This is a genomic window from Paraburkholderia gardini, from assembly GCF_907164545.1.
GTDB classification, from domain to species: Bacteria; Pseudomonadota; Gammaproteobacteria; order Burkholderiales; family Burkholderiaceae; genus Paraburkholderia; species Paraburkholderia gardini.
Window position 1 is genome coordinate 50,351 of sequence record NZ_CAJQZB010000004.1, and the last position, 14,309, is coordinate 64,659.

General features: G+C 64.7%; 13 protein-coding genes. 6 read left to right on the forward strand and 7 right to left on the reverse strand.

From position 1 onward, the window contains the following. The first annotated feature begins 33 nt into the window (after positions 1–33). Complete coding sequence (locus LPA37_RS04730) at positions 34–1,389, forward strand: MFS transporter (protein ID WP_229011817.1); 1,356 nt, start codon at positions 34–36, stop codon at positions 1,387–1,389. Positions 1,390–1,459: 70 nt separating this feature from the next. On the opposite strand, the gene LPA37_RS04735 is transcribed toward LPA37_RS04730, so the two are convergent. Then, positions 1,460–3,154, reverse strand: coding sequence for a methyl-accepting chemotaxis protein (locus LPA37_RS04735; protein WP_229011819.1), 1,695 nt, complete (start codon positions 3,152–3,154; stop codon positions 1,460–1,462). Between the two features lie 197 nt (positions 3,155–3,351). After that, a complete protein-coding gene (locus LPA37_RS04740; protein WP_228982173.1) occupies positions 3,352–4,101 on the reverse strand; it encodes an SDR family oxidoreductase in 750 nt (249 codons plus the stop codon). Between the two features lie 345 nt (positions 4,102–4,446). On the opposite strand from LPA37_RS04740, the gene LPA37_RS04745 reads away from it, so the two are divergent. Then, positions 4,447–4,923, forward strand: coding sequence for a VOC family protein (locus LPA37_RS04745; protein WP_229011821.1), 477 nt, complete (start codon positions 4,447–4,449; stop codon positions 4,921–4,923). A 23-nt stretch (positions 4,924–4,946) separates the two neighbouring features. On the opposite strand, the gene LPA37_RS04750 is transcribed toward LPA37_RS04745, so the two are convergent. From LPA37_RS04750 to LPA37_RS04760, 3 genes are all read right to left on the reverse strand, one after another. Continuing rightward, positions 4,947–7,769 carry a bifunctional diguanylate cyclase/phosphodiesterase gene (locus tag LPA37_RS04750; protein ID WP_229011823.1) on the reverse strand — a complete coding sequence of 941 codons (2,823 nt, stop codon included), beginning with the start codon at positions 7,767–7,769 and terminating at the stop codon, positions 4,947–4,949. Between the two features lie 328 nt (positions 7,770–8,097). Further along, positions 8,098–8,304, reverse strand: a complete 207-nt coding sequence (locus LPA37_RS04755; RefSeq protein ID WP_228982181.1) for a hypothetical protein — start codon at positions 8,302–8,304, stop codon at positions 8,098–8,100. Between the two features lie 199 nt (positions 8,305–8,503). Further along, positions 8,504–9,070 (reverse strand): YbhB/YbcL family Raf kinase inhibitor-like protein, encoded by a 567-nt coding sequence (locus tag LPA37_RS04760; RefSeq protein WP_228982183.1) that lies wholly within the window; start codon positions 9,068–9,070, stop codon positions 8,504–8,506. Positions 9,071–9,269: 199 nt separating this feature from the next. Here LPA37_RS04760 and LPA37_RS04765 point away from each other — a divergent pair, with 199 nt between their 5' ends. After that, entirely contained in the window at positions 9,270–10,265 is a 996-nt protein-coding gene (locus LPA37_RS04765; protein WP_228982187.1) for an aldo/keto reductase, read from the forward strand. An 81-nt stretch (positions 10,266–10,346) separates the two neighbouring features. Here the strand turns inward: LPA37_RS04765 and LPA37_RS27795 are convergent, their stop codons facing one another. Both LPA37_RS27795 and LPA37_RS27695 read right to left on the reverse strand, forming a co-directional pair. Then, the gene (locus tag LPA37_RS27795; RefSeq protein ID WP_228982188.1) at positions 10,347–10,757 is read right to left on the reverse strand and encodes a rubredoxin; all 411 of its coding nucleotides are present in this window, start codon (positions 10,755–10,757) and stop codon (positions 10,347–10,349) included. 15 nt (positions 10,758–10,772) lie between these two features. Beyond that, on the reverse strand, positions 10,773–10,898 hold the full coding sequence (locus LPA37_RS27695) for a hypothetical protein (RefSeq protein WP_267478097.1): 126 nt from the start codon (positions 10,896–10,898) through the stop codon (positions 10,773–10,775). A 209-nt stretch (positions 10,899–11,107) separates the two neighbouring features. On the opposite strand from LPA37_RS27695, the gene LPA37_RS04775 reads away from it, so the two are divergent. From LPA37_RS04775 to LPA37_RS04785, 3 genes are all read left to right on the forward strand, one after another. Next, the gene (locus tag LPA37_RS04775; RefSeq protein WP_228982189.1) at positions 11,108–12,163 is read left to right on the forward strand and encodes an NAD(P)/FAD-dependent oxidoreductase; all 1,056 of its coding nucleotides are present in this window, start codon (positions 11,108–11,110) and stop codon (positions 12,161–12,163) included. A gap of 99 nt (positions 12,164–12,262) precedes the next feature. Then, positions 12,263–12,700 carry a MarR family winged helix-turn-helix transcriptional regulator gene (locus LPA37_RS04780; RefSeq protein WP_228982194.1) on the forward strand — a complete coding sequence of 146 codons (438 nt, stop codon included), beginning with the start codon at positions 12,263–12,265 and terminating at the stop codon, positions 12,698–12,700. A 39-nt stretch (positions 12,701–12,739) separates the two neighbouring features. Further along, positions 12,740–14,275, forward strand: coding sequence for an efflux transporter outer membrane subunit (locus LPA37_RS04785; RefSeq protein WP_228982196.1), 1,536 nt, complete (start codon positions 12,740–12,742; stop codon positions 14,273–14,275). Positions 14,276–14,309: the final 34 nt, after the last annotated feature.

The window sequence follows — 14,309 nt, forward strand, 5'->3', positions numbered from 1 at the left end:
CCGCGTACGCGCGAGTCCGGCATGGAGACAAACATGAGCGACATAAGCGCCCTCGGCAATCCTCGGGATCACGAAGCCGGGCAGATTCCGGAAACCGGGCAGGAAACCCACTCGATCATCCGCAAGGTTGCCGTGCGACTGATGCCGTTGATCATGATCTGCTACCTGTTCGCGTTTTTCGACCGGATCAACATCAGCTTCGCGAAGTTCCAGTTACAGCACGATCTTGGATTCACCGACACCGCGTACGGTCTCGGCGCCAGTCTCTTCGTGATCGGCTATGTGCTCTTCGAAGTGCCGGGCAACATGCTGCTGTACAAGGTCGGCGCACGGCGCTGGATCGCCCGCATCATGATTTCGTGGGGGCTTGCGACGGCGGCGATGGTGTTCGTCCACACCGAGTGGCAGTTTTACGGGCTGCGCTTTCTCATCGGCGCGATGGAAGCGGGGTTCGCGCCGGGCGTGCTGTATTACCTGACGCTCTGGTTCCCTGCCAGTTATCGCGGCCGCATCACGTCGCTGCTGTTTCTGGCGTCGGCGTTTTCAGGGCTGGTCGGCGCACCGCTGTCGGGGCTCGTGCTTGCACACCTGAGCGGCACGTGGGGTCTGCCGGGCTGGCACTGGCTGTTTCTGCTGGGCGGCCTGCCATGCGTGCTGCTTGGTGTGCTCGTGCTCAAGGTGCTGAAGGACCGTATCGAAGACGCGCCCTGGCTCTCCGGTGCTGAAAAGCAGTACCTGTCCGCACGTGTCGCGCAGCAGCAACCGCACCATACCGGCGGTCATTCGCTCGGCGGCGCTATCAGGACGCCCGGTTTTCTCATGCTGGGTCTGATCTATTTCCTGATCCAGGTCGCGTCGTACGGGCTGAATTTCTGGGCGCCGCATCTGATCCATGCCGCCGGCACGCAGAATCCGACGGTCATCGGTCTGCTGACTGCCGTGCCGTATCTGTGCGGCGCGATCTGCATGGTCGTGGTGGGGCGCATGTCGGATGCGACGGGGGAGCGGCGCAAGTTTGTCTGCGGGCTGCTGGTGATGGCTGCGATCGGGTTCTTCGCGGCCGGCTATTTCGACCGGCAGACAACCTGGTTGATCGTCGCGCTCGGCGTGATGGGGGCGGGCGTGGTGGCGTCGATTCCCGCGTTCTGGGCGCTTCCGCCGAAGCTCCTGACGGGTGCCGGCGCGGCCGGCGGCATCGCGCTCATCAACACGCTCGGGCAACTCGGCGGCATCGTGAGCCCGGTGATGGTGGGACGCATCAGGGACCTGACCGGCAGCACGACGCCGGCGCTGTATGTCATCGGCGCAACGAGCCTCGTGTGTGCGTTGCTCGTGCTCGACGGCGTGCCCGCTACGCTGCGCAGCAAGGACCATCCGGCTTCACGATAGATCCGCGTGTGTCGTCTGTATCGTTCGCCGCGCGCGGCCGACCGGTTTGCCTGTGATCTGCCTGCACCGGTCAGCCGCGCACGCCGCGGCGCATGAGGGCGACGCCTGCGACCTGCACAGGCACCTGCCGGCGCGCGTGATTCTCGCGAAGCGCCGGCTTCGGCGTCGCGCCGGCAGCATGCATGCCGTGCCATCCATCGTTCGTATCGGCGTGTCCGGTGCGAAAACTCACGATCACGGCCTGCAGCTGCCGCGCCTGTTCCTCGAGCGACTCCGCGGCTGCCGCGGCCTCTTCGACGAGCGCGGCGTTTTGCTGTGTCATCGTATCCATCTGCGCGACGGCGGAGTTGACCTGCTCGACACCCGTGCTCTGCTGCGCCGCGGCCGCCGCGATTTCCTGCACGACGTCCGTGACACGCGCAATCGCCGTGCGCGTCTGCTGGATCGTCTCACCTGTGCGTTCGACGAGCGCAGCGCCCGTGCCCACCTTGCCGACCGCGCTCTGGATCAGCGCGCGGATTTCCTTCGCCGCCGTCGCGCTGCGCTGCGCAAGCGTGCGCACTTCGCCCGCGACCACCGCGAAGCCGCGTCCCTCTTCGCCCGCCCGCGCCGCTTCGACGGCGGCATTGAGCGCGAGGATGTTGGTCTGGAACGCGATGCCTTCGATGACACCGACGATGTCTTCCATCTTGCGCGATTCGTCCGAGATATCGCGCATCGCGGTGACGACCTCCATCACCATCGTCTCGCCGCGATCGGCGATCTGCACGGCGCCGCTCGCGAGCTGGCTGGCCGTGCCCGCGTGATCGGCGGTCTGGCGCAGCATCGAGGTGATCTCCTCCATGCTCGAGGCCGCTTCCTCAAGCGACGCGGCCTGGTTTTCGGTGCGTGCGGAAAGATCGGCGTTGCCGGTGGCGATTTCGCGCGAAGCCGTGGCGACCTGGTCGGCGGAATCGCGAATCTGGCCGATCGTGCGGGCCAGCGCATCGCGCATGCCGCGCATCGCCAGCATGAGGCTCGCGGTGTCGTCGCTGCGCGTTTCGATCGCAACCGTGAGATCGCCTGCCGCGATCGAATCAGCGACCCGCGCGGCGCTCGCCGGATCGCCGCCGATCGTGCGCTGGATGCTGCGATTCGTGAACGCGACGAAGGTCGCAAGGAGCGTCGCCAGCACGACGAACACGCCGGCCGCGAACCACAGCGAGCGCACCAGCGCGGCGTCGATGTCGTCGACGTAGGCACCGGTCGCGATGATCCAGTCCCACGGCGCGTAGCGCACGACGTAGCCGATCTTGTCGACCGCTGTTTTGTCTTTCGCATGAGGGCGCGCGAACACATAATCGACAAAGCCGCCTTCGGGCCGCTGCGCGACCGCCGCGAACGCCACGTAGTGGTGACGGCCGTCGGCGTCCGCACTGTTGCGCAGGTCCTTGCCGTTCGTGGCGGGTTTGATCGGATGCATCACCATCCGCGGCGTCGAATCGAGAACGAGGAAGTAACCGTCTTCGCCGTAACGCACGTCACGCAGACGGTCGAGTGCCTGTTTGCGCGCTTCTTCTTCGGTGAGCGCACCGCTTTTCGCGAGCGCCGCGTATTCGGTGACAATGCTCAGACCAATATGCGCGACGTTGACGAGATCGTTCTTGCGCTCCTCGATGCGCGTCTGCCGCGACTGCCACGCGGCGGCCACCGAGACGAGCAGTAGCGCGAGCAGGCTGACGACCAGTGGCAACCAGAGTTTCTTGCGAAAGCTAAGTGTTTGCATTGCGGCAACCTCGTGTGCCCTGTACGGAACGATGGATAAAACAACCATGCCTCCATGTGTTATCGGCAGAAGGGCACCCGACATGTTGTGGATGGAAACCCTGGGGACCGATCGTGTCGTCCTGTGCTATTCGTCCGGGCGGATGGGGTATCACCGCTGCGTTGCAAGCCGGCCGTGACGGCCGGCCTGCCGCGGGTTTAAAGCTGGCTCATGCCGCCATCGATCACGATTTCGGTACCGACGATAAACGCCGATTCGCTCGACGAGAGATGCAGTACCGTCGCGGCGATTTCCGCCGTCGTGCCGAAGCGGCCGAGCGGCACCTGGCTCCTGATCTGTTCCGCCGTGCTGGCGAGCGCTTCGGCGTCGAACCCGAGCTTGCCGTGGAGCGGCGTGGCGATCGGGCCCGGGCTGATCACGTTCACGCGCGCGCCACGCGGCAGCAGTTCGGCCGAAAGCGTTTTCGCGAGCGAAATGATCGCGGCCTTGCTGGCCGCATAGACGGACGAGGCGGGCATGCCGATGTGCGCGTTGATCGAACCGTTCAGCACGATCGAGGCGCCGTGGTTCAGGTACGGCGTGAGCGCCTGAATCTGGAAGAAGGGGCCTTTGACGTTGACGTCGAACGTCTGGTCCCACATCGACTCCGCTACATCCGCGAGCGGCGCGAACCGGGCGATGCCCGCGTTGATGAACACTGCATCCAGCGTGATGTTTTCGGCCTTGATGCGCGCGGCCAGCTCCCGCGCGGCCGCGACCGAACCCGCGTCGTTGCGGATCGCGATTGCACCGGCGCCGAGCGTCGCCTGTGCTGCTTCGAGCGAGGCCGCATCGCGGCCGGTGATGACGACGCGTGCGCCTTCAGCGGCGAATGCCTGTGCGGTCGCGAGGCCCATGCCGCTGTTGCCGCCGGTGACGAGTACGGTCTTGCCTGTGAATCGGGTCATGATGTTTTCCTTGAAAGAGGAGGGTATGAAGACATTGTTGTCTTCGGCGCCCGATTTGCCATGCGATGGTTTCGACGCAGACGTTCGATTTCTTCGAACGGGTTTAGCGTCGCAGGCCAGCGAGACGTTTTTGCCGGGCAAACCCTGCCGATGCGCAGCGCGCATCGCCGGCGGCACGATGGTGAACGACTGGCGCCACGCGCTGAGGGCGAACGGAACGGGCCGGCGGGCGGTCAAAAAAATTCCCGGGCGGTGTCGATTCGCAGGGCGGCCGCCCGTCGTGGAGAAGGAGGCGCAGCGCTTGTCATGGCCTCCTTACACCAACCCAAGGAAGGAGCCGCAACCATGACCACCCCCGTCAAACCCGTTCCGGAGGGAATGCATTCGATCACGCCGCATCTGATCTGCGCGGGCGCCGCCGACGCCATCGAGTTCTACAGGAAAGCGTTCAATGCCGTCGAGCTGGTGCGACTGCCCGGGCCGGACGGCAAGCTGATGCACGCGACCGTGCGGATCGGCGACGCCTCGCTCATGCTCGTCGATGAAGCACCCGACTATCACATGGTCGGGCCGAAAACGCTGAAAGGCACGCCGGTGACGATCCACCTGTACGTCGAGGACGCGGACGCCGTGATGCAGCAGGCCGCGGCAGCCGGCGCGACGATCACGATGCCCGCGGCCGACATGTTCTGGGGCGACCGCTACGGGCAGCTCGAAGACCCGTTCGGGCACCGCTGGTCTGTTGCGACGCACAAGCGCGACGTCACGCCCGAGGAAATAAAAGACGCGATGAGCAGGATGGCGAGCGGTCAGGGCTGCTGAGCACGGGATCGTGTGCCGGGACGCTACTGCTCCACGGTGCGCCTTCCCGGCGCGAGCGGAGAGCGCAGCAGGTTTTCCAGCGACATCGGCCGCGCGAGGTGATAGCCCTGCACCTGCGATGCGCCGATGCCGCGCAGCACCGCGAGCGTCGCTTCGTCCTCGACACCTTCGGCGACGACGTCCAGTTCCAGCGATTCGGCCATCCGCACGATGGCGCGCACGATCGCGCGGCTACGCGCGCTCGACGTCAGTTCGAGCACGAACGACTTGTCGATTTTCAGGCCGCTGAAGTGGTATTGATGCACGTAGCTCAGCGACGAAAAACCGGTGCCGAAATCGTCCAGCACCACGGACATGCCGTTTTTCGCGAGCTTTTGCATCGTCGTGCGCGCCAGGTCCGGCTCGGCGATCAGCGCGCTCTCGGTCAATTCCAGCGAGATGCGCGACGGATGCACGTCATGACGGCCCAGCAGTTCGAGTACCTCGTCGGCGAATTCGGGGCGCGTGATGCTGTAGCTCGACAGGTTCACATGCACTGGCGGCCAGTCCGCGTGAGCGGCCTCGGCAAGGATCTCCGAGACGCGCGTGAGCATGTACATGTCGAGCCGTCCGAGCAGCTTCAGCCCTTCGACGGCCGGCAGAAAACGTCCCGGCGCCCAGATATCGCCGTTCGGCTGGCGCCAGCGGACCAGCGCTTCGAGCGCGACGAGCCGGCCCGTTTTCACATCGACGATCGGCTGGAAATACGGCAGCAGTTCGTCCTCGCGATTGAGCGCCTGGCGCAGCGCGCCTTCCGTTTCGATCTGGTCCGACAGCTCCCGGCGCAACGCCTGGTTGAACACCGCGAAGCTGTCGCGGCCGCGATTCTTCACACGATACATGGCGGTATCGGCGTCGCGCAGCAGATCGGTGGGCGCCGAATGAAAATTGCTGTCCGCGTCCACGATGCCGACGCTGCACGTCGAAAACACCACGTGCTCGCCGATGTTGAACGGCTCGTCGAACGCGGCGAGGATCCGTTCCGTCATCGCGAGCACCACCTGCAACGGCGCGCCTGGCACCATGACCGCGAATTCGTCGCCGCCGAGGCGCGCAAGCAGGTCGTCGCGGCGCATGCAGTCGCGCAGGCGCGCGGCCACCTGAACCAGCAGCGCGTCGCCGAAATGATGGCCGAGGCTGTCGTTGACGACCTTGAAGCGGTCGAGGTCGATAAACAGCACCGACAACGCCGCGCCTTCCGTGCAGTGCGCATGCCACGCGCTTTCGAGCCGTTGGCGCAGATGCGCGCGGTTCGGCAGGCCGGTCAGCGCGTCGTGAAAGTTTTCGTGCAGAAGCCGCGCGTTGGCGTCGTCGAGCTCGCGCGTGCGCTCATGCACGCGCGCCTCGAGTTCGAGATTCGCGGCCTGCTGCGCGGCGGCTGCGCGGCGGCGCGCGAGCGCCGTATCGATGTGACGCGACACAAATGTCAGCACTTCCTGATCGTGCGCGTCGTAGCGCACGCGCGGTGTATAGCTTTGCACGACGAGCACGCCGCACACCGTGTCGCGGTCGAAGAGCGGAATGCCGAGCCAGGATTGCAGCAGGATGTCTTCGTACTCGATTTCACCGCGCTCGACGAGCCGGATGGCGTCGTCCCGGTGGATCAGGCGGGGCACGGCCTGACGGATCAGATATTCGGTGAAACCGCGCTTGCCGCTGCGCGGCGCGGGCCAGTCGCGCACCTTTTCGTCGACGTAATACGGGAAAGTGACCTCACCGGTAAACGAATCGTAGAGTGCGATGTAGAAGTTGTGCGCGTATAGCAGGCCCCCGACGATCTCATGCAGGCTTCGAAAAAAATCGCCGATTTCGACGGACTGGCTCGACAGCCCGGTGATCTCGAAGAGCGCTGCCTGCAGATGCTCCGCGCGTTTGCGCTCGGCGATCTCGAGGCGCAGCGTGTCGTTCAGCTTCGAGAGTTCGGCGGTACGCACGGCGACCTGCTGTTCGAGATCGACGCGGTGCAGGATACGGTCGAGCGCCATCGCCACGTGGCGTGCGACGACCAGAAACAGCGCGCGGTCTTCGGCGGTATAGATGCGCGAAACGTCGTAGACCTGCATCGCCACCATGCCGATCACCTGGTCCGACGCGTTCTTGAGCGGCGCGCCCATCCAGAATTCCGGACGCCGCCCGACGCAACGAAAGTGGCCGGCGGCCTCGGCCGCGGCGATGCCCTCGGCGCCGATCAGAAGCGGCTGGCCGGTGGTGATCACGCGACCGGTGAGCGAAAGGCGTTCGGGATCGACGCGGTCCATGTGGCCGGGATCGACGGCATCCGTGTCGATCACGTCGACGTAGTACGGATACGTCACCATGCTCGTCGCCGGGTCGTACAGCGCGAGGTAGAAGTTCTCGGCGTCGATCAGCGTGCCGAGGCGCGCGTGAACGGCGTGCAGAAACGCCGTGCGGTCGCTGATCGAACTGGCGAGATAGGCGATGTCGTACAGCACGCGCTGCACGTTCTGCGCGCGCGCGAGCGCTTCGGCCTGCACTTCTTCGCCGATATGGCGGGCGAATTCCGTGAATGCAGGGTCGTCGGCGTGTTCGACACCGGTCAGCAGCCAGCCGAGCACGCCTTCACCCCGGCCGGTCGGTCGCGCGTGCCAGCGATGCGTCGCACAGGCAAGCGCAAGGTCGTCCTCGCCGATAAAGCGTGGCCACGCCTGCGACGTGCCGCCCGCACAGGCAAGGTGCAACTGCTCGCCCGCGCGGTACCAGGCCCACGCGCGGGTAATGCCGTTTTCCCGCGCCGCGCGAAGCAAACTTTCCCCCGACGGCTGCCGCTGGCTGGATGACGGCGACATGTTCCCCATGACTCAGCCCCTCGTCTTCCTGAATGTTTTCCCCGTTATCCTGCTATATCGACCGCGATGAAGGGGAACTTGAGGAAAATGTGTCAGCGAGATGAAGGCAAGCGAGGCGCGCGCGGGCTGGCGCGGGCCTGGCGGGCGGGCGGCGGATGGTTGAGCGAAGCCCGGCGGCGAGCCCGGTTTCGGCGCATCGAGGGGGCGGCTGGCGTGACGGGCATAACTGCGGGCATAACTGCGGGCATAACTGCGGGCATAACTGCGGGCGCAATCGTGGGTGCAGCCGCGCGTGCGGCTGCCGGCAAAACATTGTTTCCTGCCGCGCTCAATCCCAGATGTTCCGGAACGCGACGGCGGCGATCACCGGCATCGTCACCACGAGCGGGATGGCGAAAACGGGCACTTCGTTGAGGATCAGATAGGCGAGCCCCACGGCCAGCACAGCGAGCCCGACCAGTACGGTGAGGAAATTCAGCATCGCTTTGGAGGGCTGCTTTCTGCGTGGCCGTTCGCTGGTCGAATCGGTTTTCATGGCTCGCTCCATGTCATGCGCGCGTGTTCGCGGTGTCTGCCCTGCATCCGGCGGATTCTGTTTTTCTGGAACACTCACGGCACGTCAATTCGGGTTGGTCATCGATAAATTGTACGCGCTGGGCCTTTTATGGGTAGTGTCTTTTGCGCTAGTGGGGTCAAGACGCGTAAAGCCGCGCGGAGGCCATTTGCAGGCGCCGCTAGCGCCCATAGCGCAGCACGATGCTCGTGGCGGCCAGCACGTGGTCCTTCATCGCGGCGAGGAGCGCGTCGCGCGTGAGGCCGGCGGGCAGGGCATCGGGCGGCAGGTCGAGCGCCCAGACCTGCGCGATGTAGTGATGCGCGATCTCGCCCATCGGCGGGCACGGACCGTAGTAACCGGTGTGTCCCGTCCGGTTCGTGCCGCCGACGCTGACCGCGGGCGGCGTGCCCTCGCTGAGCGACGTCGTCGACGCCGGCATGCCGTACATCAGCCAGTGCACGACACCCAGACCTTTCGCGCCGTCGGGATCGAAAATCCCGACGGCAAAGCTCTTCGTGCCCGCGGGCGCGTTACGCCATTGCAGTGCCGGCGAGACGTTCTTGCCGCCGCAGTTCTGCGCGTCGGCGGCGTGGCTCGAATCGAGCGTCGCGCCGTCCATCGTGCCGGGCGACGACAGTTCGAACGCATTGGCCCATGCGCTCGTCGCCGGGAGCGCGAGCACGGCACAGAGCATGCTCGTGCGCAGCACGCGTCGGAGACTGTTTGAAGGCTTGCTTCGGGTCATGGCTGCCGTCCTGAATGAAAGATGAAAGGCGTGTGACGTTGCACGTGATGCGAACGGTAACAGTGCATGCTTTATTCCCCATCGCAAGGATTTCGTAACGCAGGGGAGGATGCCGCCACGCGCTCGCGGCTTAACGGCTATTCTTTTTCTTTTGCGCATCCGACGCGCCCCGCAACCTGCACATAAGGAGAGCCATGTCATGCAATATTGCAAATTCGGTCGCACAGGCCTGACTGTATCGCGCCTGTGCCTTGGCACGATGACGTTCGGCTTGCAGACCGAAGAAGATGTCGCGCACGGCATTCTCGATACGGCGAGTGAAGCGGGCGTCAATTTCATCGATACCGCCGACGTCTATCCGCTGGGCGGCGGCGAGCAGCAGGCTGGCCGCACGGAGGAAATCGTCGGCCGGTGGCTCAAGGGCCGGCGCGATCGCTACATTCTCGCGACCAAGGCGGTGGGCCAGGTCGGTCCGTCGTCGTGGGACCAGGGCGCCTCGCGCAAGCATCTGCTCGATGCGATCGATGCATCGCTGCGCCGGCTGGGCACGGATTACGTCGACCTGTACCAGCTGCATTCCGACGACGCCGAAACGCCGCTCGACGAAACGCTCGAAGCGCTCGACATCATCGTGCGTTCGGGCAAGGCGCGTTATGTGGGCGTGTCGAATTTTCTCGCGTACCGGCTGGCGCGGGCGCTGGGCCGCGCCGACGTGCTGCGCGTCGCGCGCTTCGTGTCGCTTCAGCCGCGTTACAACCTGCTGTTCCGGCAGATCGAGCGCGAGCTGCTGCCGCTTGCCGGTGAAGAAAATCTCGCGGTGATTCCGTACAACCCGCTCGCGGGCGGACTGCTCACGGGCAAGCATCGGCACGATGCGCCGCCGGCGGCAGGGCGCTTCACGAACACGGTGGGCAAGGCGGGTGCGATGTATCAGGAGCGTTACTGGCACAAGCGCGAATTCGAAACCATCGATACGCTGCGCGACATCGTCGCGCAAACCGGCGAATCGCTGACGAAGACATCGGTGGCCTGGGTGCTCGCGAATCCGCGCATCACGTCGGCGATCATCGGCGCGAGCCGGCCCGATCAACTGACCGACACGCTCGCCGCCGCCGATCTCACGCTCGATGCAACGCTCAAGGCGAAGCTCGACGATGCGACCGTCGAGTATCGCTGGGGTGATGCCGCGCGGTGAGCGGGAAGTGGCTTCTCTCGCGGTCCACGGTCGCGAGTCATGCCTGTGCGCATGCGCGATGTGCACAGGCGCAAATGGGCATCAGAACTCCACCAGCGCAAAGTCTTCCTTGCCCACATCGCAAAGCGGGCAGCGCCAGTCGTCGGGGATATCGGCCCAGCGCGTGCCGGGCGCGATGCCGTCGTCGGGTGCGCCTGCGGCTTCGTCATAGATCCAGCCGCAGATCACGCACACCCATTGCTTGAATTCATCAGCTGATGAAGCCTCGGGCTCCGTGTGCGTCGCCGCGCCCTGAACCGCGGGCGCTTCATCGAGGCTCACGACGAGCGGCGCAGCTGTTCCCGCTTCGCTCACCGCGAGCCGCGTCTGAAGCGCGTGCAGCAACTGCTGCGCTTCCTGTGCTGTCAGGTCGATCCAGTACGGGTCGCCCGCACCATCGTTGAGCCGCTCCGCAGAAAACTGGATTTCGACCGCTACGCCTTTTTTGTACATGGCTGTGGGGTGCGCTTACTGGATCAGCGCATTCGCCAGCAGGGAACCGATGATGCCGACGGCCGCCATGATGCCGAGAATCTGCATGAGCGTGAGGGATTTACGGGAAGTCGAAGTGTTCGAGGAAGAAGGCGAAGTCACGTGCAGGTTCTTTTGAAGGACGAAAGCCCAACATTATCGACGATTTTGGCCGCCCGATTCCCAACTGGCTGTAGATGGTGCAATTCCTGAGCGTCGCTGGCCGCCGCACGGCCTTACCGGGCGTGGTGTCTTGGTTGCCTGTGGCAGGTCGCTTCTGTATGTTGGGCCCATCGGCGCGTGATCCGTGCGCCCGGCTACAGGAGTCCAGAATGAGTGTCGAAGTGAACGGCGCGGTGAGCGGCCCGCTGAGTACCGACGTGCTGATCGTCGGCGCGGGGCCGGTTGGCCTCTTTGCAGCGTTCGAAGCAGGTGTCGTCGGCTTGTCGTGCCACATCGTCGACGGGCTGCCGCGCGTCGGCGGCCAGTGCATCGAGCTGTATCCCGACAAGCCGATCTACGACATTCCGGCGATTCCTTCATGTACGGCGCGCGAGCTGGTCGATCGTCTGATGGAGCAGATCCGTCCGTTCGATGTGCCGGTTCATCTCGACGAACGCGTCGAAACCGTCGAGCAGCGCGAGGACCGGCGCTGGACCGTCACGACGCATCGCGGGCGTGTCTTCGATGTCGCCGCGATCATGCTCGCCGCCGGCAACGGCGCGTTCGTGCCACAGCGCATCGCGCTCGATGAAGCCACGCCGCTCGAAGGGCGTCACGTGCATTACAGCGTGCCGGATATCGCGAAGTTTGCCGGCCGCACCGTGGTCGTCGCCGGCGGCGGCGATTCGGCGCTCGACTGGGCGCTGGCGCTGCGCGGTGTCGCGCGGCGCGTCACGCTGGTTCACCGACGCAACGGCTTCAGCGCGGCTGCATCGAGCGTCGAGCAGATGCAGCGGGCCGTCGAGGCCGGCGAAATGGACTTCATGGTCGGTGCGATCGGTGCGCTGAACGCGCCGGGCGGCACGCTCGAATCGATCGAGGTGAAGCAGATCGGCGGCGCGGCGCAACTGGAGGCCGAACACGTGATCGCACTGTACGGGCTCGTCGCCGACCTCGGGCCGATTGCGAACTGGGGCATCGCGGGCGTGGCGGGAAAGCTGACCGTCGACACGTCGAATTACGAAACGTCGCGCCCCGGTATCTTTGCCGTCGGCGATGTGGCGAACTATCCGAACAAGCAGAAGCTCATTCTGTCGGGCTTTCACGAGGCGTCGCTCGCACTGCGCAAGGCGTACACGTACGCGTATCCGGACAAAAAACGCGTCCACGTCCACTCGAGCTACGACACGAAACTCGCCGAAAAGGTCGCCGCGACGGCCACTTAGGACAGGCGCGCCGCGCCGTCCACCCCCGTTGTTACAATTTTATTTTGACAGTATCTGATTTTGCAGATATTGTTCTTTTCAACAACGGAGGTGGCGGTAATGGATCACTACACGAAAGAGGGTTTTACGCTGACGCATAGCATTGGTTTCGCGATCAACAAGGCGCGTAACCTGCTGGTCAACGAGATGGACGCCGCGTTGAAGGAACTCGACATCACGAGCCAGCAAATGGGTATCCTGCTCGCGATGAAGCGGGGCACCGCCACCACGCCGTTCGAATTATCGAAGCTGCTCGGCATCGATACCGGCTTGATGACACGCATGCTCGACAAGCTGGAAGTGAAGCAGTTTCTGGGACGCTCGCGCAGTCTCGAAGACCGTCGTGTCGTCAATCTGACGCTCACGAAAAAAGGCGAGGCCACTGCTGCGCGAATTCCCGAAATCGCGCCCGCCGTGCTGAACAACCGCCTGAAAGCGTTCACGAAGGCTGAGTTCAAGGAAATGCAGCGTCTGCTGCTGAAATTCATCGCCGACTGAGCGGCATTTTTTTTGTTCATATATCTGACAGGTCAGAAAATGAAAGAACAGCCAAATCGCAACGTAGCCATGACGCGCATCGTGAAGGTCGGCGTGAGCGTGATTTTCGCCGCGGTGCTGTCGGCGTGCGCGAACTACGCGGGCATTCACAGCGACAAGGACATGGCGCAGCCGCAAGCCTTCGCGACCGCGCGAAGCCTGCCGGCTGAAGCGGGACACTGGCCGTCAGCCGGTTGGGCCGACCAGTTCGGCGATGCGCAGCTGAAGATGCTGATTATCGAAGCGCTGAAGGGCAGCCCGACGCTTGAACAGGCGCGTGCCCGCGTCGCGGCGGCTTCGGCGTATAGCGAAACGGCGAAGGCGAACACGCTGCCGCAGGTGGGCGCGACGTATTCGTACACGCGCCAGCAGTATTCGGGGACGGCGCTCGTGCCGCCGCCGGTGGCCGGTTCCTGGCAATCGGAGAACAAGGGCCTGCTGAACGCTTCGTACGATCTGGACCTGTGGGGCAAGAACCGCGAAGCGCTGAAGGCGTCGACCTCCGAAGTGCAGGCAAGCGTTGCCGATGCCGAAGTCGTGCGCCTCACGCTGACCTCATCGATTGCACGCTCGTACAACCAGCTCGCGCGCCTTTATGTGCTGCGCGACATCGCCCAGCAGGAGATCGATCAGCGCACGCAGATCGATCGCATTACGGCAGACCGGATCGCGACGGGCCTCGACACGGAAGTCGAGCGCAAGACGGCGCTGGCGAACCTCGCGACGAGCCGCGCGGCACTGACCGCGATCGACGGCAACATCGTCACGACGCGCTACCAGATCGCCGCACTGCTCGGTGCCGGTCCGGACCGTGGCCTTGCGATTGCCCGCCCGACGCCCGGTGTCGGCGACGACGTGAACCTGCCGGACAACCTGCCGGCCGACCTCGTGAGCCGTCGCCCGGATCTGACCGCCGCCCGCTGGCGCGTCGATGCCATCACGCACGAAGTGAAGTCCGCGAAGGCCGAGTTCTATCCGGACATCAACCTGTCCGCCGCGATCGGCCTCGATGCGTTCGGCTTCGGCCGCTTCCTGACGGCGGCAAGCCGCACCGTGTCGGCGGGCCCGGCGATCCATCTGCCGATCTTCGACGGCGGTCAGCTGCGCGCGCAGTTGAAGGGCCGCTACGCCGACTTCGACTACGCGGTCGCCACCTATAACCAGACGCTCGTCACCGCGCTCTCGGAAGTCGCGACGCAACTCGCCGAAGTCCGCTCGACCGATGCGCAGCTTGTCGATGCGCAGATCGCCCAGGACAACGCGCGCCGCGCCGATCAGCTCGCGCTCACGCAGTACAAGGCCGGGCTCACGAACCAGCTGACGGTGCTCAACGCCGACATGAACGCGCTCGCCGCCGATCAGGCCGTCGCGAACCTCAAGATGAGCCGTCGCGACCAGCAGATCGCACTCGCCGTCGCGCTGGGCGGCGGCTACACCGACACGTCATCCGATGCAGCCAGCGCCGCCAATACAGCCGGCAGCACGACCAGCACGGCATTCGTAGCTCAGGCCACCGTCACTGCCACCGCCCAATAACGGCCACCGCGCGACACGTTCACGAAACCAGTCA